The sequence below is a fragment of the Roseomonas aerilata DSM 19363 genome (genome assembly GCF_000711725.1).
GTDB lineage: Bacteria > Pseudomonadota > Alphaproteobacteria > Acetobacterales > Acetobacteraceae > Roseomonas > Roseomonas aerilata.
In genome coordinates this window covers 137,416-162,835 of record NZ_JONP01000002.1, presented here as the reverse complement: position 1 = coordinate 162,835, position 25,420 = coordinate 137,416, and the positions used below count along the sequence as shown (strand labels likewise).

The window sequence follows — 25,420 nt, the reverse complement described above, 5'->3', positions numbered from 1 at the left end:
GGAGGAACGCTGGCGCCGCGGTCAGGTTCAAACCTGCCCGGACGCGCGAGACCGGGGCCGCCTCACCGCGAGGCTGGCGACCGTCAGCAGGGCGGCGGCCCCGCCATAGATCGCCAGCGCCGGCAGCACCGGGAAGAGCAGGCCCGCGAGGAGCGGGCCGGCCCCGGCGCCGATGTCCCGCCAGGTGGCCTGCCGGGCGAGGGCCGGCACGCGCGCGCCGCCCGGGTTCTCCGCCGCCACGATCGGGCCGGGCAGGGGCTGGACCACCGCGCGCAGCAGCACGGTGGACAGGGCGCCGAGCCAGAGCAGCGCACCGCCGCCTCCCAGCATCAGCAGCGCGCCGCCTGCCAGCCCGATCATTGGCCCGGCCGCCACGATGGAGCGGGACCAGCCGCTGCGCCGCTCCGCGCCGTCCGGCAGCGCCGTCGGCAGGGCCTGCACGGCGATGTTCATCGCGGCATAGGCGAGGCCCCAGAGGAGGCGGGCGGCCAGCAGGGCCGTGACGCCGGAGAGCAGCGCGTAGCCGGTGGTGGCCAGCGCGGCGCCACCGGCGGCCAGCATGCAGGCGGCGCGCGGGCCGCGATCGGCGTAGAAGCGCGCGACCCAGCCGCAGCCGGCGATGCGCACGAGGCGGTTGGCCGCGAGCAGCAGCCCGGCCTCCGGCAGGGTCACGCCGAAGACGGCGGCGTGCAGCGGCAGCAGGAGGTAGAGCACCGTGTCGCCTGGCAGGGTGAGGGCGAGGGTGAGGGCCGAGTTCCGCGTGTCGCGGTCGGCCGCCTCGGGTGTCACGGGCGGGTCGGCGGGGTGGTGTCGCCTGGGCCGAGGGGGCGGGTCATCAGCACGGTGTCGAGCCACATCTCGTGCTTCCAGCCGATGGAGGGGATGACGCCCGCGTGGCGGAAGCCCAGCGCCTCGTGCAGGCGGATGGAGGGCGCATTGGCGGAATCGCCGATCACCGCGACCATCAGGCGGAAATCCGCGGCCTCGCAGCGGGCGATCAGCGCTTCCAGCAGCGCACGCCCGGTGCTGCCCCGGGTGGCGCCGGGCGCGACATAGACCGAGTTCTCCACCGTGTGGCGGTAGGCCGGGCGGGGGCGGTAGGCGGAGGCATAGGCGTAGCCGAGCACCGCCCCGGCCTCGTCGGTCGCGACGAGGTGGGGGTAGCCGCCCGCGAGGATCGCCTCCCGCCGCGCCGCCATCTCCTCCTCCGAGGGCGGGGAGAGCTCGAAGGAGGCGCGGCCGTTCTCAACCCAGTGGGCGTAGATAGCGGCGATGGCGGTGACGTCTTCGGGGCGGCTGTCGCGGATGGCGGGCGCGGTCATGTAGCCGTCATGCAGCGCGCCGCCACGGGCCGCAAGCAGGTCAGGTCGCGAGCGTTCCCTCCCGAACCGCCTTGCGCAACGGGACCTTCTGGAGCTTGCCCGTGGAGGTCTTGGGCACCTCCTGGAAGAGAATCCGCTTGGGCACCTTGAAGCCCGCCAGCAGGCCGCGGGCATGGGCGATCAGCTCGGCCTCACTTGCCAGGCCGTCAGGCTTCAGCTCCACGAAGGCCCAGGGCACCTCGCCCCATTTCTCGTCGGGGGCTGAGATGACGGCGGCGACCGCGACGGCGGGGTGCTTGTAGAGCGCGTCCTCGACCTCGATGGAGGAGATGTTCTCTCCGCCGGAGATGATGATGTCCTTCGCGCGGTCCTTCAGCTGGACGTAACCGTCCCTGTGCTTCACGCCGAGGTCGCCCGTGCGGAACCAGCCGCCGGCGAAGGCCTTCTCCGTCGCGGCCGTGTCCTTGAGGTAGCCCTTCATCACGGTGTTCCCGCGCATCACCACCTCGCCCATCGTCACGCCGTCCGCCGGCACGGGGCGGTCGTTGGCATCGAGCACATCGAAGGCCTCGAGCGTGACGTAGCGCACGCCCTGGCGCGCCATCAGCGCCGCGCGCTCGGGGCCGGGCAGGGCGTCGTGCTCGGGATGCCACTCGTTGACGACGGAGGGGCCGTAGCACTCCGTCAGGCCGTAGATGTGGCGCACGGTGACGCCGGCGGTGTCGGCCGCGGCCAGCACGGCCTCGGGCGGGGAGGCGCCGGCCACAGCGAAGACGAGGCCCGTGCCCGCGACGCGCGCGGAGTCGTTCACCAGCGTCTGCAGCACGATCGGCGCGCCGCACATATGGGTCACGCCATGCGCCGTGATCTTCTCCCACATCGCCGGGCCCCGCACGGCGCGCAGGCAGACATGCGTGCCCGAGACGGCGGCGATGGCCCAGGGGAAGGACCAGCCGTTGCAGTGGAACATCGGCAGCGTCCAGAGATAGACAGGCGCCGGGCCGATGCCGCAGGCGAGCAGGTCGCCGATGGCCCCGAGATAGGCGCCGCGGTGGTGATAGACCACGCCCTTGGGCCGTCCCGTGGTGCCGGAGGTGTAGTTGAGCGCGATGGCGTCCCACTCGTCGGCCGGCGGCTGCCAGGCGAAGGCGGGGTCGCCCGAGGCGACGAAGGCGTCGTAGCTCTCGTCGCTTATGCTGTGCGGGAAGCGCGCCTCAGGGTCGTCCACCTCGATGACCAGCGGCTTCGTCGTGGCGATCTCCAGCGCGCGGGAGAGCACCGGCACGAACTCGCGGTCCACGATGACGGCCCGCGCCTCCCCGTGGTCGAGGATATAGGCGATGGTATCGGGGTCGAGGCGGATGTTGATCGTGTTCAGCACCGCGCCCGTCATCGGCACGCCGTTGTGGCACTCGATCATGGCGGGGATGTTCGGCAGGATCGCCGCCACCGTGTCGCCACGCCCGATGCCGCGCGCAGCGAGGGCGGAGGCGAGCCGCACGCAACGGTCCCGGTGCTCGCGCCAGGTCATGCGCTGCGCGCCGTGGATGACGGCGACACGGTCGGGGAAGACCGCCGCCGCGCGCTCCACGAACAGCAGCGGCGTCAGGGCGCGGTGGTTGGCCGGACCCTGGGGCAGCGCGTCATAGGCCGCCTTGGCCGGTAGGGGCGTCGGTTCCATGTCCATCAGCGATGCCTCCATTGCGGGGTCCTGCGCTCGAGAAGGGCGCCGATGCCCTCGGCCGCGTCCTCCGCGAGAAGATTCGTGACCATGGCCGCCGCCGCGATCTCGTAGGCTTCCGCGAGGGGCAGGCCGGCCTGACGGTAGAAAGTTCGCTTGCCCAGCTGCACCGCCAGCGTCGAGCGGCCGGCGATGCGCGCGGCGAGCGCCGCCGCCTCCGCCCGCGATGCGCCTGCGGGCACCACGCGGTTGACGAGGCCGATGCGCCGCGCCTCCTCGGCGCCGATAGCCTCGCCCGTCAGCAGCATCTCCATCGCGGCCTTGCCGGGCACGGCGCGCGAGAGGGCCACTGCGGGGGTGGAGCAGAAGAGGCCGATATCGACGCCCGGCGTGCAGAAGCGCGCGGCTTCCGAGGCGAGGATCATGTCGCAGGCGGCGGCGAGCTGGCAGCCCGCAGCCGTTGCCAGCCCCTCCACCGCGGCGATGACCGGCTGCGGCAGGGCGGGGATGGCCTGCATCACGCCCGCGCAGCGCGCCATCGAGTCCGCGAAGAAGGCGCGGCCGCCATCGGGATCGGCGAAATGCGCCGTGATCTCCTTCAGGTCGTGCCCGGCGCAGAAGACCGGCCCCTCGGCCGCGATGACGACGCAGCGCACGGCCTCGTCCGCCGCGATGTCGCGCAGCGACGCCGCCAGGGCGTCGAGCAGCGCGACGGAGAGGCCGTTCCGGGCGCGCGGGCGGTTCAGGATGAGGGTGGCCACCCCCGCCGCATCCTCCCGCAGGAGCGTCGGGGCAGGGCCCGCCTCGGCGAGGCTGTCGGGCAAGCTCGTTTCCTTCGGGGCAGGTTGTTCTGCCTCTCGTGCCCATCATGCACCGACAGGGCGCGGCCCATCCAGAGCCGCGTGGCGAGCGCGCAAAGAAGAAGGGCGCCGGGATCCCTCCCGACGCCCTTTTCCGTTCGTCCGGAGCCGATCAGGCGCGGACGTTGGTGCCCGATTCCTCGGCCTCGAAGATGTCGCGGTCCTTGGTCTCCGGGATGAAGATGGCGCCGATCACCACGGTCGCGAGCGCGATGACGATGGGGTACCAGAGCCCGTAATAGGTGTCGCCGGTCTGCGCGACCATGGCCAGCGAGGTCGCCGGCAGCAGCCCGCCGAACCAGCCGTTGCCGATGTGATAGGGCAGCGACATGGAGGTGTAGCGGATGCGCGTGGGGAAGAGCTCCACCAGCGCTGCCGCGATCGGGCCGTAGACCATGGTGACGTAGATCACGAGGATCGTCAGCACGCCGATCAGCACCGCCGGCTGCTCACGGAAGATGTCGAAGGGCCCCGACATCTTCACGACCGTCGGGTTGGACGCCGCCGGGTAGCCCGCGGCCGTGAGCGCGGCCGTGAGCTGCTGCTGGAAGGTCGGGTCCGTCGCGATGATCGGCGCGCCGTCCTTGATGCGGACCGCGGTGCCGGCCGCCGCGCCGTTATTCGGCAGTGCCTCGACACTGTACTTCACCGAGGCGCGGGCGAGCGCGGCCTTGGCGATGTCGCAGGGCTGGGTGAAGCGCGCGGTGCCCACCGGGTTGAACTGGAAGGAGCAGGTCGAAGGATCGGTCAGCACCGTCACCGGGATGGTCTGCTGCGCCTGGTGCAGCGCCGGGTTGGCCTCCGCCGTCAGCAGCTTGAACAGCGGGAAGTAGGTCAATGCCGCGAGGAGGCAGCCGCCGAGGATGATCGGCTTGCGGCCGATCTTGTCCGAGAGCCAGCCGAAGAAGACGAAGAAGCCCGATCCCAGCAGCAGAGACCAGGCGATGAGCAGGTTCGTCGTCGGGCCGTCCACCTTGGCGATCGAGCCGAGGAAGAACAGCGCGTAGAACTGCCCGGTGTACCAGACCACCGCCTGGCCCATGGTGAGGCCGAGCAGCGCGAGGATCGCCCACTTGGCGTTCTTCCACTGGCCGAAAGCCTCCGACAGCGGCGCCTTGGAGTGCGTGCCCTCCTCCTTCATCTTCTGGAAGGCCGGGCTCTCGTTCAGCGTGGAGCGGATCCAGACGGAGATGCCGAGCAGCACGACGGAGAGAAGGAAGGGAATGCGCCAGCCCCAGGCCGCGAAATCCGCCTCGCCCGTCCAGGTGCGGACGCCGAGGATCACGAGCAGTGACAGGAAGAGGCCGGCCGTCGCGGTGATCTGAATGAAGGAGGTGTAGAAGCCGCGGCGCCCGTTAGGCGCGTGCTCGGCCACGTAGGTGGCGGCGCCGCCGTACTCGCCGCCGAGCGCCAGGCCCTGGAGGCAGCGCAGGACGATGAGCAGGATGGGCGCGAGGATCCCGATGGTGTCCGACCCCGGCAGCAGGCCGACGATGAAGGTCGAGGCGCCCATGATCAGAATGGTGACGAGGAAGGTGTACTTGCGCCCGACGAGGTCGCCGATGCGGCCGAAGACGAGCGCACCGAAGGGGCGGACGAGGAAGCCGGCCGCGAAGGTCAGCAGCGCGAAGATGTTGCGCGTTCCCTCGGGGTACTGGCTGAAGAAATGCGTGCCGATGAGGCCCGCGAGGCTCCCGTAGAGGTAGAAGTCGTACCACTCGAAGACGGTTCCGAGCGAGGAGCCGAGGATGACCTTCCGCTCCTCCCGGCTCATCGGTCGGTGGCGGTCCGCCGCCGCCGCGGTTGAATAGGCTGTGCTCATCTTTCTCGGACCCTGCTTCCCCCCCGGGCTGCGACACCTCCCGGAACTTTGCTTCCCTCCCGCACCGCGGCCGGATGACCGACCCTGGATCAATGGGCCCGGACTGAGGTCCGGGACGCGCGAAGGGGCGGGCCGTCGCGCCGACCCGCATCCGGCACGCTAGCGCGCCGAATCACGGGCCTGCCAGCGGCGAAGCTGGAGAAACAGCAATCATCTACAAGACTGTGATGAAAATGCTGCATCGCACATCAAAAAATGCGGTCAGCAACCGTTCCGAAGGTGCCAGGACTGCCTTTCCCGTTCCGTCGGACCAGCCTCCTGGGCTGACGCGGCGCTACTTCTCGACGAAGGCTTTCTCGATCACGAAATGGCCGGGCTCGTGCTGACTGCCCTCCTTCATGCCCATGGCCTCCAGCCGGGCGCGGGCATCCACCAGCATCTCCGGGGAGCCGCAGAGCATCACCCGGTCGTTCTCGGGAGACATCGGGGGGAGGCCGAGATCCGTGTAGAGGTGGCCGCTGTCCATCAGCTCGGTGATGCGGCCGCGGTTCGGGAATTCCTCCCGGGTGACGCTCGGGTAGTAGACGAGCTTCTCGCTGACCATCTCGCCGAGGAACTCGTTCCCGGGCAGTTCCTTCGTGATGTACTCGCGGTAGGCCAGCTCCTCCACCTGGCGCACCGTGTGGGTCACGATGATCTTCTCGAAGCGGTCGTAGCACTCGGGTTCGCGGATCAGGCCCATGAAGGGCGCGAGGCCGGTGCCGGTGGAGAGGAACCAGAGGTTCTTCCCGGGCAGCAGGTTGCCCAGGATCAGGGTGCCCACGGGCTTGCGGCCGATCAGCACCTCGTCGCCCTTGACGATGTTCTGCAGGCGGGAGGTCAGCGGTCCGTCCTGCACCTTGATCGAGAGGAACTCGAGCGTCTCCTCCCAGGGCGGAGAGGCCATGGAATAGGCCCGCACCAGGGGCTTGCCGTTCACCATCAGCCCGATCATCGCGAACTGCCCGGCCTCGAAGCGGAAGCCCGGGTCGCGGGTGCAGCGGAAGGAGAAGAGCCGGTCGGTCCAGTGGCGGACCTCCAGCACCGTCTCGGTCAGGAAGGCGGTCATGGCGGGGCGGGTGGGATCGGCGGTCGGCATGGCGGGACCGTATGGGGTGGAGGCGCCGGTTGTGCAATGCGGCACCGCTCCCTTGAGGCGCGCCGCGCCACCCGGCACCATCGCCGGATGCCCACACCGCCCCTCGGCCCCGAGGTCGATCCCACCCCGCGCCCGCTGCCCGCCCGCATTCCCCATCGGGGCGCGAGCGTGGTGCTCGAACCGCTTCGCACCGAGCACGCGGAGGAGCTCTGGGCTGCTGCCCAATCCCCGGCGGCCGAGGATGGCTGGGCCTATCTCGGCTACGGCCCCTTCGCGGACGAGGGCGCCATGCGCCGCCACGTCGCCGCCTTCGCCGCCCAGCACGACCCCATGGCCTGGGCAGTTCGCCCGGCGCTGACCGGCACCGCCGATGGCTGGTTGACCCTGATGGAGATCTCCCCCGCCGATTCGGCGATCGAGATCGGCCACATCTGGTTCTCCCCCCGGATGCAACGCACGCTGGCGGCGACGGAGGCGATGTTCCTTCTCATGCGCCACGCCATGGACGACCTCGGCTACCGCCGGCTCGTCTGGAAGTGCCACGCGCTCAACGCTCCCTCTCGCGCGGCGGCCGCCCGGCTCGGCTTCCGCTACGAGGGCACGCTGCGGGCCATCAAGGTGATCAAGGGGCGGCTGCGGGACACGGCGCAGTTCTCCATCCTGGCCGACGAGTGGCCGGCGCGACGCGAGGCCATCGCAGCCTGGCTGGCGGAAGGGAACTGGGACGAGACGGGGCGGCCCTGTGCCTCCCTCGCGCGGGCGCCCCATGCACCGCTGCCCTGGATCGCCGCGGCGGGCTGAGCCCGTCCGCCCGGACAGGGCCGTTGGCAGAGCGAGCGCTGGCGGGATCGCCTGGGGAGCCGGGCTTGCCGCGCGCCCGCCCCGCACGATCTGCCGCCCATGCACGACACTCTGCCCAGCCCTGCCCGCGTCCTCGGCCCCGCCGGGCTAATCCCTTTTGCCGGCCTCGTTCTGCTCGCCGCCCTCTGGCCCGAGTGGCGGCCTGTTCTTCTCGTCGCGCTGCTGGCCTATGGCGCAACCATCGCCGCTTTCCTCGGCGCCGTTCACTGGGGCCTCGCCCTTCGCCCGACGCCAGGCGAGGAGGGTGCGGCCTGGGGGCGGTTGGGGCTCGGCGTCGTCCCGGCGCTGCTTGCCTGGGTCGCGCTGCTCGCCCCCTTGGCCGCGGGGTTGGCCGGGCTGGCCGCTCTTCTGCTGGCCACCGCGGCCGTGGAAAGTCTGGCTGCCCGGCGCGGGCTCGTTCCCGCCGCCTATCTTCGGTTGCGCTGGGCGCTCAGCCTCGGGGCGGGTGCCTGCCTCCTGGTCGGCGCGGCGCTCGCCTGAGCGTCCCGAGTCGGGGAAGGGGCCGCCATCGTGCGCATTCACCATGGAGGGACGCCGCGTTTCGCAGGATGGACCGTCGGCCACCGCCCCTGGCGGCTGGAGGGCATCGACGTAAGGAGCATTCCCCTTCGGAACCTGGCCGTCCTCACCTTCGGCAACCGGCGAGGGCGCCGATTTGCGGTGAGGTGATTCCCGCCGTGCCCGATCTGCTCTAGGCAACCCCCATGCCCATCCGCGACGCCACGACCGACGACGCCGCTGCCATCGCGGCGATCTACGCCCACCATGTCCTGCACGGCACCGGCACCTTCGAGGAGACGCCGCCCGCCGCCGAGGAGGTGGCGGCCCGCATGGCCCGCATCCAGGCTGCCGGCCACGCCTGGTTGGTGGCGGAGGAGGACGATGCCATCCTCGGCTACGCCTACTACACCAATTTCCACGCGCGATCCGCCTACCGGCACACGGTGGAGAACTCGATCTACGTGCGGGACAACGTGCGGGGGCAGGGCGTTGGCAAGGGACTGGTGGCCGAACTCCTGGTCCGGGCGGAAGCGGCGGGGTTCCGCCAGATGATCGCGGTGATTGGTGATTCCGAGAATGTCGGCTCGATCGGGCTGCACCTCTCGCTCGGCTTCAAGCAGGCCGGGCTGCTGCGCGCGGTCGGGCTGAAGTTCGGGCGCTGGGTGGACGTGGTCTATATGCAGAAAGCCCTGGGCGAAGCGGACCGCACCCTTCCGGGCTGAAATCGGGCGCATTCAGGACTTTGTTCTGAGTCGGCTTTGCGGGTGACTCCTGGGGGAGGAAGAAGGAATTCTTCCTCCCCCAGGACCCCTCTCCATCATCTTCTTCTTCGATCTGGAAATACTGAATGGCCGGTGCGCCTCGGGTCGAGGCGACTACACGGGCAGGAGGGGCACAGAGAAAGCGCCGTCCCCAATCATTGCATCCGCGCCAGCCAGATGGAGATCCAAGGGCCTCAGGCCCTTGGCGGGAGAGGTCTGGAGAGGGCAGAGCCCTCTCCAGGGCGCTACACCTCCGCGCGATACCGGCTAGCGGTCACCGCATCCTCGCGCAGGGCGGTGGCCAGGGCGGAGCGCGCGTCCGCGCCGGGAACCAGTGCTACCACTCGGTCGAACCACCGCGACTGCCCCTTCACCCGCGCCAGGAAGAGCCGGTCCAGGGCCTGGGAGAGGGGCGAGCGCCCGCCGCAGCAGGTGCAGGCCTGGGGGTGGGAGGAGAGGTAGAGGTCGAAGCTGGCCATGGCGACGGCGCCTTCCGGCAGCGTCGGAGGCGGGGCCTCGGCGAGGATGGCGGCCCCGGGGCGCGAGGCCAGGGCAGCCCGCATCGTCGGCTCGTCGGGCACGGGCAGGACGGGGATGCGGCCATCGGCGAAGACGGGCATGGGTGCTGGGCTCCTTCCGAATAGACATAAAGATATTGTTATGTCATGATCAAGCCCATGGACGACATCCTGGCCCAGCTTCGTGCCGCCGCCGAGCCCACGCGCCTTCGCCTCCTCGCGCTCTGCGCGCGCGGTGCGCTCTGCGTAACCGACCTCTGCGCGGCCCTCGGACAGTCCCAGCCGCGGCTGTCCCGGCACCTCAAGCTGCTGGTGGAGGCGGGGTTGCTGGAGCGGATGCCGGAGGGGCCGAATGTCTATTTCTCCCTCTCCGCCCGCGCCGGGTTGGCGCATGCCATTCTCGCCCGCCTGCCGGAGGATGATCCGCTTCTGGCCGCTGACCGTCGCGTGGCCGCGCGCCTTGGGGCCGAGCGTGCCCGCGCGGCCTCGGAGGCCTTCCGCAGCGCTGGCGCGGACTGGGACGAGATGCGGGCGCTGGGCCTGCCGGCCCCGGCCATCGAGGCGGCGCTGCTGGGCGCGCTGCCGCCCCGCATCGGGCGGCTGCTCGATATTGGCGCGGGCACCGGGCAACTGCTGGAACTCGTGGCCGATCGCTGCGGCACGGCCCTGGGGGTGGATGCCAGCCGCGACATGTTGGCCCTTGCCCGCGGCCGCCTGGCCGAGCGCGGGCTCGCCTCCCGCTGCGCCGTCCGCCAGGCCGACATGTACCGGCTGCCCTTCCCGGATGCCTCCTTCGACGCCGTGACCTTGCAGATGGTCCTTCACTACGCCGAGGACCCCGCTGCCGCCCTGGCCGAGGCCGCCCGCGTCCTCTCACCCGAGGGGGTGCTGCTGGTGCTGGACCTTGCGCCCCACGCGCGGGCCGAGCTGATCGAGGGGCAGGCCCATCGCTGGCCCGGCTTCGACGACGCGCAGATCGCCGGCTGGCTCGGTGCCGCCGGCTGCGCCGCCTCCTCGCCGGTCGAAATCGCCGGTCCCCTGAACGTCCGCCTGTGGTCGGCGCATCGCGCGACCGCCGCGCAGCCCGCCTGAGAGAACTCCGCATGTCCCGACCGCACCTTCTCGACGCGCTGCGCGACCGTGTTCTTCTCTGCGACGGCGCGATGGGCAGCCGCGTGCAGGCGCTCACCCTCGATATCGAGAAGGATTACTGGGGGCAGGAGAACTGCACGGAGGTGCTGAACCTCTCCCGCCCCGATCTCGTGCGCGAAATCCACCGCGGGTATTTCGAGGCTGGGGCGGACATGGTGCTGACGAATACCTTCGGCGGCAGCCCGGTGACGCTCGGCGAGTTCGACCTGACGGGGCGCACGCACGAGATCAACAAGCGCGCGGTGGAACTGGCGCGCGAGGCGGCGGAGGGGTTCTCGGACGGACGGCCGCGCTGGGTGATCGGCGATATCGGGCCCGGCACGCGGCTGCCGAGCCTCGGCCACATCACCTATGACGCGCTGGAGGCGGCGCTGACGGAGCAGTGCCGCGGACTGATCGCCGGCGGCTGTGACGCCATCCTGACCGAGACGAACCAGGACACGCTGTTCATCAAGGCCGCCGTGAACGCCGCCAAGGCCGCCATTGCGGAGGCAGGCGTCGATATCCCCATCTTCGTGCAGGTGACGGTGGAGACGACCGGCACGCTGCTGGTGGGGCCCGACATCGCGGCGGCCGCGACGGTGGTGGATTCGCTGGACGTGCCGCTCATCGGCCTCAACTGCGCAACGGGGCCGCAGGAGATGGCGGAGCACGTGCGGTGGCTCTCGCAGAACTGGCGTGGGCTGCTCTCGGTCCAGCCCAATGCGGGACTGCCGGAGCTGGTGGATGGCCACACCCATTACCCGTTGGGCGCGGCCGAGATGGCAAGCTGGATGGAGCGCTTTGTCACCGAGGACGGGCTGAACCTCATCGGTGGCTGCTGCGGCACATCCATCGCGCATATCCAGGCACTGGACGCGATGCTGCGGCGGCTGGGCGGGGCCAAGGCGCGGCCGGCGCCGGTCGCGCGCAAGCCGGTCTGGGTACCCTCGGTCGCCAGCCTCTACGGCGCCGTCGCGCTGCGGCAGGAGAACGCGTATTTCTCCATCGGCGAGCGCTGCAACGCCAACGGCTCCAAGATCTGGCGCCAGCGGCAGGAGGCGCATGACTGGGACGGCTGCGTCGCCATCGGGCGCGAGCAGGTGGGAGAGGGCTCCAACTCGCTCGACATCTGCACGGCCTTTGTCGGGCGCGACGAGGTGGCCGAGATGAACGAGGTCATCACGCGCTTCACGAGCAGCGTGAACGCGCCGCTGGTGATTGATTCGACTGAGACGCCGGTGATCGAGGCGGCGCTGAAGCTGCACGGCGGCAAGCCCATCATCAACTCGATCAACTTCGAGGACGGCGAGGGGCACGCGCGGGATCGGCTGGTGCTGGCCAAGAAGTTCGGCGCCGCCGTGATCGCGCTGACCATCGACGAAGTGGGCATGGCCAAGACGGCCGAGGACAAGCTGCGGATCGCCGAGCGGCTGGTGGACTTCGCCTGCAACAGGTACGGGCTGCCGCAATCCGACCTGATGATCGACCCGCTGACCTTCACCATCGCCACGGGCAACGAGGACGACCGCAAGCTCGGGCTCTGGACGCTGGAGGGGATCAGGATGATCCGGGAGCGCTTCCCGGAGATCCAGATCATCCTCGGACTGTCCAACATCTCCTTCGGGCTGAACCCGGCCGCGCGGCATGTGCTGAACAGCGTGTTCCTCGACCACGCCGTGCGGGCGGGTATGACTGGGGCCATCGTGCACGTCTCCAAGATCAAGCCGCTGCATCTCATCCCCGAGGAGGAGGTGCGGGTGGCCGAGGACCTGATCTTCGACCGTCGCGCCGAGGGCTACGACCCGCTGCAGAAGCTGCTGGAGATTTTCTCGGGCCGGAAGGCCGCCGATTCGGCGAAGCGCGCGAAGGCAGAAACGGTCGAGGGGCGCCTGAAGGACCGGATCGTGGACGGCGACCGCAAGGGGCTGGACGACGAGCTGGCGGATGCGCTCGGCCGCGGCATCGAGCCGCTGACGATCATCAATGACATCTTGCTGGACGGGATGAAGGTGGTGGGCGAGCTGTTCGGCGCCGGCAAGATGCAGCTTCCCTTCGTGCTGCAGTCAGCGGAGACGATGAAGGCCGCCGTCGCCTACCTTGAGCCGCACATGGTCAAGGTGGAGGGCCAAGAGAAGGGCACCATCGTGCTCGGCACGGTGAAGGGCGACGTGCACGACATCGGCAAGAACCTCGTCGACATCATCCTGACGAACAACGGCTACAAGGTCGTCAACCTCGGCATCAAGGTGCCGCTGGCCGACATCGTGACCGCCGCGCGCGAGCACAAGGCGCACGCCATCGGCATGTCCGGCCTGCTGGTGAAGTCCACCGTGGTGATGCGCGAGAACCTCGAGGAGATGTCGCGCCAGGGCGTTGATATCCCCGTCATGCTCGGCGGCGCGGCGCTGACGCGGAACTACGTGGAGGAGGACTGCGTCAAGGCCTATGCCTGCGGGCGCGTGGCCTATGCACGGGACGCCTTCGACGGCCTGCACCTGATGGACCGCGTCATGGGCAACGGCTTCGACGACTACTTGGCCGCGCTGCAGGCCAAGCGCGTGGGCAAGGGGCGGAACGAGCGCCGCACGCTGGGCGTGGCCGATGCGCGCGGCTTCGCCCCCGTCGAGGTCGGCTACGCGCAGACCCGCCGCCGCCGGGAGACCGCGGGCGAGCCCGTACCGGTGCCGCCCTTCTGGGGCGCGAAGGTGATCGAGGCGCCGCCCAAGGCGATCGTTCCCTTCATCAACGAGCGCAGCCTCTACCAATTCCAGTGGGGCTTCCGGAAGCAGGGCCGCTCGCTCGAGGATTTTATCGGCTGGGCGAAGCAGGAGCTGCGGCCGGTGCTGCGGCGGATGCTGGCGGTCGCGGAGGAGGGCGATATCCTCAAGCCGCAGGCGATCTATGGCTACTGGAAATGCGCGGGGCAGGGGAACGATCTCGTCCTCTTCGAGGAGGACGGCGTGACCGAGGCCGCGCGCTTCACCCTGCCGCGCCAGCCGAAGGCCGATGGCGAGTGCATCGCCGATTTCGTGCGCGACATCGATGACGGGCCGGGGGGGCGCGACGTGATCGGGCTTCAGGTCGTCACCGTCGGCCAGAAGGCGAGCGACATGGCGCGCGAGTGGTTCGAGGACAATCGCTACCAGGACTACCTCTACCTGCACGGCCTCTCGGTCGAGATGGCGGAGGGGATGGCGGAGTACGTCCACAAGCGCATCCGCGCAGAATGGGGCTTCGCCGGGGAGGATGCCCGGGACATGGAGAAGATGCTTGCCCAGGGTTACCGGGGCGGGCGCTACTCCTTCGGCTATCCGGCCTGCCCGAAGCTGGAGGACCAGGAGAGCCTGCTCCGGCTGCTCAAGGCGGAACGGGTGGGGGTCACGATTTCCGACGAATGGCAATTGCATCCCGAGCAATCCACCTCCGCGATCGTGCTGCACCACCCGCGGGCGAAGTACTTCTCGGTCTAGGGTCGGGCGGGCTATGTCGGGCCCGATGAGCCCGACCGAACGCACCGCCTGGACCAGCCTGGGCGTTGGCCTCTCCGTGCTCGCCCTCAAGGGGGCGGCGTGGTGGCTGACGGGCAGCACGGCCCTTTTCGCGGACATGCTGGAGACGGTGGTGAATGTCGCCGCCGCCTCCGCCGCGCTGGCGGCGGTGCGCTATTCCGCCATGCCGGCGGATGAGAACCACCCTTATGGCCATGCCAAGGTGGAGTACTTCTCGGCGGTGCTGGAGGGGGCGCTGATCCTGGTGGCTGCCTCCATGATCCTGCAGGAGGTGTACCAGGCCTGGTTCAGGCCGCGCGCCCCGGACCAGCCGCTGGTGGGCCTCGCGCTCTCGGCGGTCGCGACGGTGATCAACGGATCCTGGGCCACCGTCCTGCGGCGGAGGGGCAAGCGCCTCGGTTCCCCGGCCCTTGTCGCGGATTCACACTATCTGATGTCGGACGTGGTCACCTCGGCCGGGGTGATCGCCGGCGTCGGGCTGGTGGCGGCCACCGGTATTCTCTGGCTGGACCCGGTGCTGGCCGGCGCGACGGCGGTGATGATCCTGTTTTCGGGCGCCCGGCTGCTGCGTGAGAGCGTGGGCGGGCTGATGGACGAGGCGGTGCGGACTGACGAGCTCGCGAATATACGCAGCCTCGTTTCGACCCAGGCGGAGGGGGCGATCGAGGCGCATGACCTCCGCACCCGTCGCGCCGGGCGCATCACCTTCGTCGAGTTCCATCTCGTCGTTCCCGGCGCCATGCCGGTGGCGGAGGCGCATGTGATCTGCGACCGGATCGAGGCCGCGCTGAAGGAGTCGCTCGGCAGCGCCGTCATCACCATCCATGTGGAGCCGGAGGGCAAGGCGAAGCACAGCGGCGTGGTCGTCCTGTGAGCCGCCCCTGAGAGCCGGGCCTTGAGCGCGGTCGCCTGGACCCCCTGCGCCGCCCCCGCCTGGCGCCCGCGATCCCGGCGGGAAAGGGCGGTGGCCTGGCCCTGGTGGCTCGCGGCCGCCCTGCACGCCGCTGCCCTTGCCGCACTCCTTTATCTTGGGCCGGAGACGCTTGCCGAACCGCGGATCGTGGAGGGCACGCCGCTCGTTTGGGAGGGGCCGGTGGGTGCCGCCGAGGGCGCGCCGGACCTCTCACCCGACGCTCCCCGCGCCGCGCCCGAGGCCTTCGCGCCCGCCATGCCGGCCGAGGCGGCCCCGCCCCCGCCCCCGGAGGCGGCGCCGCAGGACCCCGTGCCCGAGGCGCCCCTGCCCGACGCGATGCCGCCGACGCCGGCCGCCGAGCCGCTGCCCGTGGCCCCCGATGCCCCGGCGCCGCCGGCGCAGCAGGCCCTTGCCTTGCGCCCAGTCCCGGCCGCCCCGCTGCCTCTGCCGCTTCCCCCGGCGCCGCCCGCGCCGCCGGTCCCGCCGCGCACGGCCCCGGCCGCTCCCACGGCCACGGCGCCTGCCCCTGCCGCTCGGGCGGGGGAGGTAGCGCTGGCTGCCGGCGCCATCCGCCTCGGCGCGGGCACGGCCGGGTCTCCGGGGGAGAGCCGGGAGGTCGGCGCGCCGCAGCCCGGCTGCCAGGACGTGATCGGTTACCCGGCCTCCGAGCGCGCCCGCGGGATCACGGGCCGGGTGAAGCTCCGCCTCCGCGTCTCCGACGACGGCCGTGTGGTGGAGGCCCGCGTAGTCGAGCCGAGCGGGTCCTTCGCCCTGGACGAGGCGGCTCGGATGGGCATCCGCCGCTGCCGCTTCCTGCCCTCGCTGCGGGATGGGATGCCGGTCTGGGGCAGCCGGGACTACCCCGTGGTGTTCCGCCTGGAATAAACCGGCCCATGTGCTGCGTCTGAATTTCCGCCAGCGGCGGGCTCGAGAAGGAAACGGCATGGTCAAGCTCGACGTCATCACCACCCGCGGCGGCGACACCGGCGAGACATCGCTGGGCAATGGCGAGAGGGTCCCGAAGGACGCGCCGCGCATCGAGGCGCTCGGGACGGTGGACGAGGCGAATACCGCCATCGGCATGCTCCGCCTGCACACGGCGCAGGAGGAGGACGCGATGCTCGGGCGCATCCAGAACGACCTCTTCGACCTCGGCGCCGATCTCAGCGTGCCGGGCGCGGAGGGCGGGCTGCGCGTGACCGAGGCCCAATGTCTGCGGCTGGAGCGGGAATTGCAGACGATGAACGAGGGCCTGCCGCCGCTTCGCTCCTTCGTCCTGCCGGGCGGCACGCCCGCCGCCGCCCACGCGCACATGGCCCGCGCCCTAGCCCGGCGGGCGGAGCGCGCAGTGGTGGCCCTGGCCGCGGCCGAACCAGTGAACGGGGATGCCGTGCGCTACCTGAACCGGCTCTCGGACCACCTCTTCGTCCTCGCGCGCAGCCTGAACACGGGGCAGGACGTGCTCTGGGAACCCGGCGCCACGCGATAGGCCGCGCCGTATGGGGGGCAGGCTGCGCCTGGTTCTGGGCGACCAGCTCTCGGAAAGTCTTGCCGGGTTGCGCGACCTTGATCCCGCCGAGGACACGGTGCTGATGGCGGAGGTGGCGGCGGAATGCACCTATGTCCGCCACCACAAGCAGAAGATCGCCCTCGTCCTCTCGGCGATGCGACATTTCGCGGCCTCGCTTGCGGCGCTCGGTACGCGGGTCCGTTACATCCGGCTGGACGACCCCGACAACACCGGTAGCCTGGAGGGCGAGGTGCTGCGCGCGGTGCGCGAGCTTCGCCCCGAGCGCGTTGTGCTCACCCATCCCGGCGAGTGGCGGTTGCTGGAAGCGATGCGCGGCTGGGAGGAAACCGCGGGCGTTCCCGTGGATATCCTCGAGGACGACCGCTTTCTCTGCTCGCTCCACGAGTTCCGCCGCTGGTCCGCCGGGCAGCGCCAGCCGCGCATGGAGTTCTTCTACCGCGCCATGCGCGCGAGCCACGGCGTGCTGATGGAAGGGGACGGCAGCCCGGTCGGCGGGGCCTGGAACTTCGACCGGGAGAACCGCGCGCCGCTGCGCCGCCTGCCGCCCGTGCCCGCCCGCCCCGTGGTGCCGCCGGACGGCATCACGCAGGAGGTTATGGCGCTGGTGGAGCGCCGCTTCCCCGATCATTTCGGCGCGCTGGAGGGCTTCGGCTGGCCCGTGACCCGCGCCCAGGCCGTGCGCGCGCTGGAGGATTTCGTCGCCCGCCGCTTCCCCGGCTTCGGGCTGCACCAGGACCAGATGGCCTCGGGCGAGCCCTTCCTGTTCCACGCCCTCGTCTCGACCAGCCTCAACCTCAGCCTGCTCCTGGCCTGGGAGGTCATCGCCGCCGCCGAAGGGGCCTATCGCGCCGGCCATATTCCCCTGGCCGCCACCGAGGGGTTCATCCGCCAGGTGCTCGGCTGGCGGGAATACGTGCGCGGCGTCTACTGGGGGCAGATGCCCGGCTACCGCGCCCTCAACGCGCTCGCCGCCGACCGCCCGCTGCCCGGCTTCTTCTGGACGGGCGAGACGCGCATGAACTGCCTGCGCCAGGTGGTGCGCCAGACGCGCGACCACGCCTATGCCCACCACATCCAGCGGCTGATGGTCACTGGCAATTTCGCTCTTCTCGCGGGCCTCGAACCCGCGGCGGTGAACGAGTGGTACCTCATCGTCTTCGCCGACGCCTATGAATGGGTGCAACTGCCGAACGTGCACGGCATGGCGCTGCACGCGGATGGCGGGCTGATGGGCTCGAAGCCCTATGCCGCCAGCGGCGCCTACATCAACCGCATGAGCGACTACTGCCGCGGCTGCGCCTACGACGTGCGCGAGGCCGCCGGCGAGGGCGCCTGCCCTTTCAACAGCCTCTACTGGGACTTCCTCGCACGACATCGAGACCGCCTCTCGACCAATTCCCGCATGGGCCCGGCCCTGCGCGCGCTGGACGCGATGGCGCCCAGCCGCCTGGGCACCATCCGTGCGCGGGCGGCAGGGGTGCTCGCGGGAATGGAGGGCGTCTAGGGTTCCATCCTCAGCGGGCGGCGAGGCCGGCGAAAGGGCCCGTGGCGTGCACGACGCGGCCGCCGAGCATCGTCAGCTCCGAGACGATGTCGCCGATCTGCTGAACGGGAACGGTCGCGTAATCCGCGCTCAGCACGGCGAGATCAGCGTATTTGCCCGGCTCCAGCGAGCCGCGCCGGTCCTCGGCACGGGCCAGCCAGACGGAATCGATCGTGTACATGCGCAGCGCCTGCTCGCGCGTGATGCGCTCCGCCTCGCCGAGGACGGTGCGGCCGTCCATGGTGCGGCCGTCGAGATACCAGCGCAGCGCGACGAAGGGGTTGTAGGAGGAGACGCGGTGCGCGTCCGTACCGCCCGCCACGTGCAGGCCCATCTCCAGCGCCGTGCGGATCGGCGGCGCATGCGCCGAGACCTCGGGGCCGCGCGCCGCGGCGAAGCGGTTGCCGGAGAAGAAGAGTGAGTCCTGCACGCTCCAGGCGACGCCGAGGTTCTTCATCCGGCGGAGAGTCTCCGGCGTGGCGTCGTGCAGGTGGTTGATCCACCAGCGCAGATCCGCGATCGGCGTCTCGCGGTTCACCGCCTCCATCAGGTCGAGCAGCCATCCGGCGCTGCGGTTCGGGTTCCAGTGGATCTGCAGGCCCATCCGTTCCCGCGCGGCCCAGCGCAGCACGGATTGAAGATGCCCCATGGCGTCCTCGGTCGGGTCGTTGTCCGTCCAGGTCTGCCAGGTGACGATCTCGCCGATGCCGCCGAAGCGCAGCATGTCGTCCCCGAAGCCGGAGGGGAGGAGCTGCGTCAGGTTGCGGTAGTCGTCCAGTTCCTTGCCCGGCGGTTGCTGGGAGGAGAGGTGGTAACTGACCCGCATCGTCAGCGCGCCATCCTGCCAGAGCCGCATGACCGGGCGGTAGCTCGATGGCGGGACGCTGACGCCGGCGGGATCGATCAACCCTGTCACGCCCAGCCGGTTCATCTCCGCGAAGAAGCGGCGCGTGCCCTCAATTTCCTGATCGAGGCTCGGGCGCGGCAGCTTGTTGAACAGCGCGCCCAGCAGCAGCGCGTCGCCCGCGATCTCGCCGTTCGGCCGCCCATCGGGGCCGAGCAGCAGGCGGCCGGGGCGCGGCAGGTCCGCCTCCCTCGCGATGCCCAGCCGCTCCATCGCGAGCGGGGAGAGGAGCAGCCATTCGTAGAGCTGCTGGATGTAGACGGGATGATCCGGCACGGCCGCGACGATCTCCGCCTGGGTCGGCTTGCGGCCTTCCTTGAACTGGATGTCCATCCAGCCGCCGGCGACGATGATCCAGGCCTCGGGCGGCGCGTGCTCCGCCGCCTCGCGCAGCCGCGCCAGCGCTTCCTCGAGGCTCGGCACGCCCGTCCAATTCACCTCGACGGCGAAGGTCTGGGCGGCGCGGATCGCGTGGATGTGGCTGTCGTTCAGCCCGGGAATGACGGTGCGCCCGCCGAGATCGACGACGCGGGTGGCATCGCCTGCCAGCGCCCGCATCGCCTCCGAGCTGCCGGTCGCGAGCACGCGGCCGCCGCGGATTGCGAGCGCTTCCCGTGTGGAGAAGTCGCGGTCCACCGTCAGGACCTTCCCGTTGAGCAGCACCGTGTCGGCCGGCTGGGCCGCGGCGGTTCCGATGCTGAGGAAGGCGGCGAGGGCCGCGGCGATGCATCCGCGCGCGAGCGTCGGCATGGACCATTCTCCCCGTTCCCGCCCGATATTCCGTTCCGAGGCGGTTTCGGGAAGGGTTGCACGGCTGCCGAGAGCCTGTCGAGCGCTCCCGGCTGTCGCACTCAGAGCCGCAGGCCGGTCCGCCGCACGGCTTCGCCCCACAGGCGGGATTCGGCGGTGATGAAGGCCGCGGCCTCCTCCGGCGAATTGCCAACCGGCTTCACCGCCTGCTCGACGAAGCGCTTTTGTACCTCCGGCTGCTGGATGACCGAGACGGCGTCCCGGTTCACCGCCTGGATCACCGCGTCCGGCGTGCCGCGCGGTGCCATGATGGCGTACCAGGCGATGGCGGAGAAACCGGGCAGGGCGAGTTCCGACACGGTCGGCACGTCCGGCAGCTGCGGCGCGCGCTCGGCCTGGCAGATCGCGAGGATGCGCGTGGCGCCGGACTGGTGGAAGGAGAGGGAGGAGGAGAGATTGTCGAAGAACAGGTCCACATGCCCCGCGACGAGGTCGTTCAGCGCGGGCGCCGTGCCGTTGTAGGGTACGTGGTTGAACTCGACCCCGGCCGCCGCCTCGAACATCGCGGCCGTCAGGTGGGAGGTGGTGCCCATGCCCTGGTTCGCGGCGTTGATGCCGCCGGGCTTTGCCTTCGCGAGGTCGATCAGCTCGCGCAGGTTGCGTACCTCGAGTTTCGTCGAGACCTCCACCACATTGGGCGAGGTGCCCATGATGACGATCGGGCGAAGCCCCGTCGGGTCGAAGTTGAGGCGGGCGTAGAGGTGCTGGTTGATCGCCAGCGGCGGCGGGGGCGCGGCGAGCAGCGTGTAGCCGTCCGGCTCCGCGCCCGCGACATGGGCGGTGCCGATATTGCCGGCGGCGCCGGGGCGGTTGTCGATGATCACGGGCTGCCGCCAGAGGGCGCGCAGCCCCTCCGCGACGATGCGCGGCACGGAATCGGCCGTGCCGCCCGCGGGAAAGGGAACCACGATCCGCACGGGCTGGGCGGGCCAATTTCCCTGCGCGCGGGCGCGGCGGGCAAGCGGAGCCGAAAGCGCGAGGGCCGCGAGGCCCGCACCGAGTTCACGCCGTTTCATCGTCTCTCTCCCCGTTCTTCTTGTTGCGGCCTTGCGAAGCCGTGCCTCAGGTGAGCGCGACCTCCAGCTCGGTCGTCGTCCCCTTGCCGTCCCGGAAGGCGATGGCCGCGGCCTCGATATCGTAGTCGTAGAGCTGGCGGCGGAACTTCGCGGCATTGGCGATCTCGCGGTCGCGCTGCTCCAGGCTGCCCCAGCGGGAGTCGTAGCGCAGACCGTTGCGGCGCGCCTCCGCCTGGATGACGTCGGTGCGCACCCGGCGCAGCGCCTCGTAGCGCGGAAGGATTTCCGGCACCTCCTCCGGCGACCGGCCCTCGAGCAGGACCGCGAGCGCGACGCCGTCCTCGATGGCCTGATTGGCGCCCTGGCCGAGATGCGGAAGCATCGGGTGGGCGGCGTCGCCGAGCAGGGCCAGGCGGCCCCTCGTCCAGCTGGCCAGCGGGCGGCGGTCGTAGAGGCCCCACCAGAAGCAGCTCTCCACCTTGGAGAGCAGTTCGACCACGGGCGCGTCCCAGTCGGCGAAGGAGGCGGCCAACTCGTCGCGGTCGCCGATGGCGGACCAGGACTCCACGGTCTGGTCCTCGGTCGGGACGAAGCCGACGTAATTGAGCAGCTGTCCGCTGCGCACGGGGAAGACCATGAAGTGCTTCCCGTCGCCCATCCAGACCTGGTGCGCCTCATCCAGCCAGTTCGGCAGCTTGTCGCGCGCGATCAGGCCACGATAGGCGCGGGAGCCAGAGTATTCCGGCGGCATGGGATCGACGACGTAGGGTTGCAGGACCGACTGGATGCCGTCGGCCGCAATGACGACATCGGCCTCGAAGGTGTTGCCGTTGGCGAACTCCAGCCTCGCACCCTGCTCATCCTGCTGGAGACCGGTGCAGCGGTGGCCGGTGTGGATGGCCTCCGGCGGGATGGTGGCGGCGATCGCGTTCAGCAGGTCGGCCCGGTGCATGCCGTACATGCCGTTCCAGCCGCTCGAGTCCGTGGTTGGGATCCTGCCGACGACCGTGCCGTCCATCCGGCAGTAGCGCGAGGCCGGACCGACTTTGCCGCCGACCTTGTCGAGCGCGGGGCCGAGCCCCATGCGCACCATCTGCCGCAGGCTGTTCGGGAAGATGAACACGCCCGCTCCGACCTCGCCCAGGGCCTCCGCCCGCTCGAAGACGGCGACCTCGATGCCGCGGTGCATCAGCGCCCTGGCGGCGGCGAGCCCGCCGATGCCGCCGCCGACGACGGCCGCGCGCAGCTTCCTGGCCTGCATGTCGTGATCCTCCTCCCTGCCGCGTGCTGGATTTGGCCCTTCTTGCCTCGTGTCGGGGCCGAGGGGCTTCGAACGGGCAAGCGCCCGCTGCCTCCCCTTTCCCCTAAACTGGAGAGCGGCGATTTAGCCGGCAACATGGCCTTATGATCTTAGTTAATAAGGATCCGCTATCAATCCCGGATCCGCGCGCATGAGCATCACCCTTCGTCAGCTCCGCGCCTTCGTCACCGTCGCGGAGAAGGGCAGCTTCACGCGCGCGGCCCGTGCGCTGCACATGGCCCAGCCCATGGTCTCGGCCCTCATCCGTGAACTGGAGGCGGAGCTTGGCTTTCGCCTCTTTGACCGCACCACGCGCCGGGTCGAGCTGACCGCGGCGGCGGCGGAGTTCCTGACGGACGCAAGGCGCATGACGGGCGATCTGGACCGCGCGGTGCGCCGGGCACGCGACATCGGCGCGCGGCGACGCGGGCATCTCAGCATCGGTGCCCCGCCGCTCCTCGCGGCCACGCTGCTGCCGGGGGTGATCCGCGCCTTCGCGGAGAGCGCGCCGGGCGTCTCCGTTACCCTCTACGACCGGCACATCGCGGCCATCGGCGCCCTGCTGCGGGACGGCGAGGTGCAGCTGGCCGTGGGAACCTTTCGCCGGGAGGAGCAGGGGCTGGTAAGGGTGACGCTGATCGCCGACCGCCTCTCGCTGCTGTGCCGGGCCGACCATCCGCTGGCCGGGCGTGCGGAGCCCGGCTGGGCGGAGCTGGAAGGGGTGCCGCTCATCACGCTCCGCCCCGGCAACGGGATCCGCGACCAGGTGGAGCGCGGCTACGAGGAAGCGGGGTTGCGCGCCGCGCCGGCCATCGAGCTGGACCAGATCGGCACCGTGATCGCGATGGTGGAGGCCGGCTTCGGGGTCACGGTGCTTCCCCCTTACGCGCTCGGGCCCTTCGCCGCGCAGTCGCTCGTGCTGCGGCCGCTCGCGCGCCCCTCCGTCACGCGCGAGATCGAGCTTGTCTACCGCGAGGAGCGCTCCCTTTCGCCAGCCGCGGCGGAGTTCGTGCGGCTGCTACGGATCGGCGCGGCGCGGCTGCCGGCAATGCCGGGCGCGGCTGCCGCCTGAGCGGCGTTCACGGGCGGCGCGCCGTCGGCGGCACGGATTCTGCATTGCAGGCATCGTGGGATTGTCAAACAATCCGGCCCTATCCGGCCACGATCGGTGGCGCCGCTCCCCTGCGGCGCTCCGCCGGCCGAAGGGGCGTCAGAAAGAGGTGATGCGCGATGAAGTGGGTTCCTGCGTTGCTGGCCGCCTGCATGGCGGCAGTCCTCGTCGGCGGCGCGCCGGGCGCGCGGGCGCAGGAGGCCTGGCCCGAACGGCCCATCCGCCTCGTCGTGCCCTTCGCGCCCGGCGGCGTGACGGACAGCATCGGGCGAATCAGCGCGGAATGGCTCGGCAGCCGCCTGGGCAAGCCCGTGGTGGTGGAGAACCGCAGCGGCGGCAACGGCAGCATCGCGGCCGAACTCGTGGCCGGCAGCCGGCCCGACGGCTATACGCTGCTCGTCGCCAGCGCCTCGCAGTTTGCGGTGCTGCCCGCACTGACCGCTGTCCGCTACGACCCCCTGCGCAGCTTCGCGCCGGTTTCCATCGTGGCGAGCAATCCTTTCGCCCTCGCCGTGCCCGCGCGGCTCGGCGTGGCCAACCTGCAGGAGTTCATCGCGCTGGCGCGGCGCGAGAACGGGACGCTGGACTATGCCTCCGCGGGCAACGGCTCGGGCAGCCATCTCACCATGGCGCTCTTCCTGCGCCGGGCCGGCATCGAGATGCAGCACGTGCCCTATCGTGGCGGTGGCCCCGCCACGCAGGACCTGCTGGCCGGGCGCGTCGTCGCCTATTTCGGCAACCCTTCCGAGGTGGTGCCGCAGATGCAGGGCGGCACGCTCCGCATCATCGCCACTTCCGGCCGCGAGCGCATTCCCGAACTGCCGGACGTGCCGACGGTGGCCGAGCAGGGCGTGGCGGGGCTCGTGACGGAGACCTGGAACGGCATCGCGGCACCCGCGGGCACGCCGCCCGCGATCGTGGAGCGGATCGCCGAAGCCATGCGGCCGGCCTGCGCCGACGCCGCCTTCCGCGCCTCGCTCAGCCGCCTGGGCGTCGAGCCCGTGTGCAACACGCCGGCTGAAATGGGCGCGCGCGTGGAAGCGGACCTGCCGGTCTGGAAGGAAGCGGTGCAGATCTCGGGCGCAACGCTCGACTGAGAGGGGCAGGGGGCCGGCCGCTTGCCGGCCCCCGCCCTGCTAGAGTTGCCGTTCGGCCAGCCAGGCGCCGAGGGTTTCCACAAGCTTGTCCGCCGTGTCCGGGAAGTAGTGGCCGGCAAGCGAGGGCGGCCGGTCATTGGGCAGCAGCACGTAGCGGGCGCCCTGGGTCAGCGACCCCTCCGCATTCGCGGCGGAGAGCAGCATATGCGGCTCGAAGGGCTGGATTACCGCGTCGGCGGCGTCGCGCATGATGAGCACGGGCTTGGGGATGCGGCGGATCCAGAAGGTGCCGTCCGCAGCGCTCACAGCGTCGGAGCGGTAGGTGAGGAAGTGCTGCGCCGTTACTGGCACGCGCTGGCCGGTGTAGAAGCCCATCGGCTCCGGCAGCCGCTCCGCCAGCCGGCCATCGCGCAGCATCGCCCGCGCCGCCTCGTTCAGCCGCCGGTAGGCGGGCTCGTCCTGCATGAGGATGTTGCGCGTCTTCCAGGGCAGATTGGCGAAAGGCCCGAGCAGGACCACGCCGCGAATGTCGGACGACCAGTCGGTGGCGGCGTAGAATTGCACCTGGATGTTGCCAAGCGAGTGGCCGGAGAGCACCAGGCGACCGTAGCCGAGGGAGCGGGCCGTCATGACAGCCGCCTCGATGTCGCGCCGGACGTCGAAGAAGTTTTCCGTGTTCACGCGGTCGTCGTGCTGGCGCGTGCTGATCGAGAGCACGGCGCGCCCACCGGCCGAGAGGCCGCGGCCGAGCGCATCGGCCGGCGCGTGGGCGAAATTGTCGCCGCTGCCGTGCACGGCGACGACCAGCGTGGTCTCGGCGGGCGGGCGGTTGCGCGGTTCCCAGAGCGCGGCGTCCACGCGGTTCCCGTCGATCGCGGTGATCACGAGGAAGCGCAGCGTCGCCGCCTCCGCCGGCTGGAAGGTCTCCGGCAGGCCGGCGGGGCGGGCCACCTCCTCGTAGGCGATGCGGGCGGCCACCACTTCCGCGGCCCGTGCCGGCGATGGGGGGGCGGCGATGGTGAGAGAAATGGCCAGGGCGGCCGGGGCGAGGCGGCGTAGCATTGGGGCGTTCCTTCGACGGGGGCGGT

General features: G+C 70.8%; 22 protein-coding genes. 11 read left to right on the top strand and 11 right to left on the bottom strand.

The features are described 5' to 3' along the window. Nucleotides 1–27: 27 nt before the first annotated feature. The 6 genes from BO39_RS03615 to BO39_RS03590 form a co-directional block, all read right to left on the bottom strand. Nucleotides 28–789 carry a hypothetical protein gene (locus tag BO39_RS03615; protein WP_043830129.1) on the bottom strand — a complete coding sequence of 254 codons (762 nt, stop codon included), beginning with the start codon at nucleotides 787–789 and terminating at the stop codon, nucleotides 28–30. Beyond that, nucleotides 786–1,322, bottom strand: a complete 537-nt coding sequence (locus tag BO39_RS03610; RefSeq protein WP_043830127.1) for a GNAT family N-acetyltransferase — start codon at nucleotides 1,320–1,322, stop codon at nucleotides 786–788. The genes BO39_RS03615 and BO39_RS03610 overlap by 4 nt, the downstream gene beginning before the upstream one ends. Before the next feature lie 40 nt (nucleotides 1,323–1,362). Beyond that, complete coding sequence (locus BO39_RS03605) at nucleotides 1,363–3,009, bottom strand: AMP-binding protein (RefSeq protein ID WP_052401462.1); 1,647 nt, start codon at nucleotides 3,007–3,009, stop codon at nucleotides 1,363–1,365. Further along, nucleotides 3,009–3,827, bottom strand: coding sequence for an enoyl-CoA hydratase (locus tag BO39_RS03600; RefSeq protein WP_043830125.1), 819 nt, complete (start codon nucleotides 3,825–3,827; stop codon nucleotides 3,009–3,011). Before BO39_RS03600 ends, BO39_RS03605 begins: the two co-directional genes overlap by 1 nt. A gap of 148 nt (nucleotides 3,828–3,975) precedes the next feature. Continuing rightward, nucleotides 3,976–5,685: an MFS transporter gene (locus BO39_RS03595; RefSeq protein ID WP_043830123.1), complete on the bottom strand. Its 1,710-nt coding sequence runs from the start codon at nucleotides 5,683–5,685 to the stop codon at nucleotides 3,976–3,978. A 334-nt stretch (nucleotides 5,686–6,019) separates the two neighbouring features. After that, nucleotides 6,020–6,823, bottom strand: coding sequence for a ferredoxin--NADP reductase (locus BO39_RS03590; protein ID WP_478212672.1), 804 nt, complete (start codon nucleotides 6,821–6,823; stop codon nucleotides 6,020–6,022). An 87-nt stretch (nucleotides 6,824–6,910) separates the two neighbouring features. Here BO39_RS03590 and BO39_RS03585 point away from each other — a divergent pair, with 87 nt between their 5' ends. The 3 genes from BO39_RS03585 to BO39_RS03575 all read left to right on the top strand — a co-directional run bounded on the left by BO39_RS03585 (nucleotide 6,911) and on the right by BO39_RS03575 (nucleotide 8,907). Continuing rightward, nucleotides 6,911–7,624: a GNAT family N-acetyltransferase gene (locus BO39_RS03585; protein ID WP_043830380.1), complete on the top strand. Its 714-nt coding sequence runs from the start codon at nucleotides 6,911–6,913 to the stop codon at nucleotides 7,622–7,624. 99 nt (nucleotides 7,625–7,723) lie between these two features. Continuing rightward, nucleotides 7,724–8,164, top strand: coding sequence for a DUF3429 domain-containing protein (locus BO39_RS03580; RefSeq protein ID WP_043830121.1), 441 nt, complete (start codon nucleotides 7,724–7,726; stop codon nucleotides 8,162–8,164). Nucleotides 8,165–8,388: 224 nt separating this feature from the next. Next, the gene (locus tag BO39_RS03575) at nucleotides 8,389–8,907 is read left to right on the top strand and encodes a GNAT family N-acetyltransferase (protein ID WP_043830119.1); all 519 of its coding nucleotides are present in this window, start codon (nucleotides 8,389–8,391) and stop codon (nucleotides 8,905–8,907) included. 284 nt (nucleotides 8,908–9,191) lie between these two features. On the opposite strand, the gene BO39_RS03570 is transcribed toward BO39_RS03575, so the two are convergent. Further along, entirely contained in the window at nucleotides 9,192–9,566 is a 375-nt protein-coding gene (locus BO39_RS03570; protein WP_052401414.1) for a hypothetical protein, read from the bottom strand. Between the two features lie 57 nt (nucleotides 9,567–9,623). Here BO39_RS03570 and BO39_RS03565 point away from each other — a divergent pair, with 57 nt between their 5' ends. The 6 genes from BO39_RS03565 (at nucleotide 9,624) to BO39_RS03540 (ending at nucleotide 18,055) form a co-directional block, all read left to right on the top strand. Then, nucleotides 9,624–10,556 carry an ArsR/SmtB family transcription factor gene (locus tag BO39_RS03565; protein WP_043830376.1) on the top strand — a complete coding sequence of 311 codons (933 nt, stop codon included), beginning with the start codon at nucleotides 9,624–9,626 and terminating at the stop codon, nucleotides 10,554–10,556. 11 nt (nucleotides 10,557–10,567) lie between these two features. After that, on the top strand, nucleotides 10,568–14,068 hold the full coding sequence (gene metH / locus BO39_RS03560; RefSeq protein WP_043830375.1) for a methionine synthase: 3,501 nt from the start codon (nucleotides 10,568–10,570) through the stop codon (nucleotides 14,066–14,068). Nucleotides 14,069–14,093: 25 nt separating this feature from the next. Further along, a complete protein-coding gene (locus tag BO39_RS03555; protein WP_043830117.1) occupies nucleotides 14,094–14,981 on the top strand; it encodes a cation diffusion facilitator family transporter in 888 nt (295 codons plus the stop codon). A 90-nt stretch (nucleotides 14,982–15,071) separates the two neighbouring features. Continuing rightward, the gene (locus BO39_RS03550) at nucleotides 15,072–15,905 is read left to right on the top strand and encodes an energy transducer TonB (protein ID WP_043830115.1); all 834 of its coding nucleotides are present in this window, start codon (nucleotides 15,072–15,074) and stop codon (nucleotides 15,903–15,905) included. 58 nt (nucleotides 15,906–15,963) lie between these two features. Further along, nucleotides 15,964–16,509 carry a cob(I)yrinic acid a,c-diamide adenosyltransferase gene (locus BO39_RS03545; protein WP_043830113.1) on the top strand — a complete coding sequence of 182 codons (546 nt, stop codon included), beginning with the start codon at nucleotides 15,964–15,966 and terminating at the stop codon, nucleotides 16,507–16,509. Between the two features lie 10 nt (nucleotides 16,510–16,519). After that, on the top strand, nucleotides 16,520–18,055 hold the full coding sequence (locus tag BO39_RS03540; protein ID WP_043830111.1) for a cryptochrome/photolyase family protein: 1,536 nt from the start codon (nucleotides 16,520–16,522) through the stop codon (nucleotides 18,053–18,055). Between the two features lie 10 nt (nucleotides 18,056–18,065). Here BO39_RS03540 and BO39_RS03535 read toward each other — a convergent pair whose 3' ends face one another. The 3 genes from BO39_RS03535 to BO39_RS03525 all read right to left on the bottom strand — a co-directional run bounded on the left by BO39_RS03535 (nucleotide 18,066) and on the right by BO39_RS03525 (nucleotide 22,085). Beyond that, a complete protein-coding gene (locus BO39_RS03535; protein WP_043830109.1) occupies nucleotides 18,066–19,748 on the bottom strand; it encodes an amidohydrolase in 1,683 nt (560 codons plus the stop codon). 101 nt (nucleotides 19,749–19,849) lie between these two features. Then, entirely contained in the window at nucleotides 19,850–20,824 is a 975-nt protein-coding gene (locus tag BO39_RS03530; RefSeq protein ID WP_043830108.1) for a Bug family tripartite tricarboxylate transporter substrate binding protein, read from the bottom strand. Between the two features lie 46 nt (nucleotides 20,825–20,870). Beyond that, complete coding sequence (locus BO39_RS03525; RefSeq protein ID WP_052401413.1) at nucleotides 20,871–22,085, bottom strand: FAD-dependent monooxygenase; 1,215 nt, start codon at nucleotides 22,083–22,085, stop codon at nucleotides 20,871–20,873. Nucleotides 22,086–22,275: 190 nt separating this feature from the next. On the opposite strand from BO39_RS03525, the gene BO39_RS03520 reads away from it, so the two are divergent. Beyond that, a complete protein-coding gene (locus BO39_RS03520) occupies nucleotides 22,276–23,196 on the top strand; it encodes a LysR family transcriptional regulator (protein ID WP_043830106.1) in 921 nt (306 codons plus the stop codon). A gap of 158 nt (nucleotides 23,197–23,354) precedes the next feature. Beyond that, nucleotides 23,355–24,332 (top strand): Bug family tripartite tricarboxylate transporter substrate binding protein, encoded by a 978-nt coding sequence (locus BO39_RS03515; RefSeq protein ID WP_043830104.1) that lies wholly within the window; start codon nucleotides 23,355–23,357, stop codon nucleotides 24,330–24,332. A 39-nt stretch (nucleotides 24,333–24,371) separates the two neighbouring features. On the opposite strand, the gene BO39_RS03510 is transcribed toward BO39_RS03515, so the two are convergent. Further along, entirely contained in the window at nucleotides 24,372–25,394 is a 1,023-nt protein-coding gene (locus tag BO39_RS03510) for an alpha/beta hydrolase (RefSeq protein WP_043830102.1), read from the bottom strand. Nucleotides 25,395–25,420: the final 26 nt, after the last annotated feature.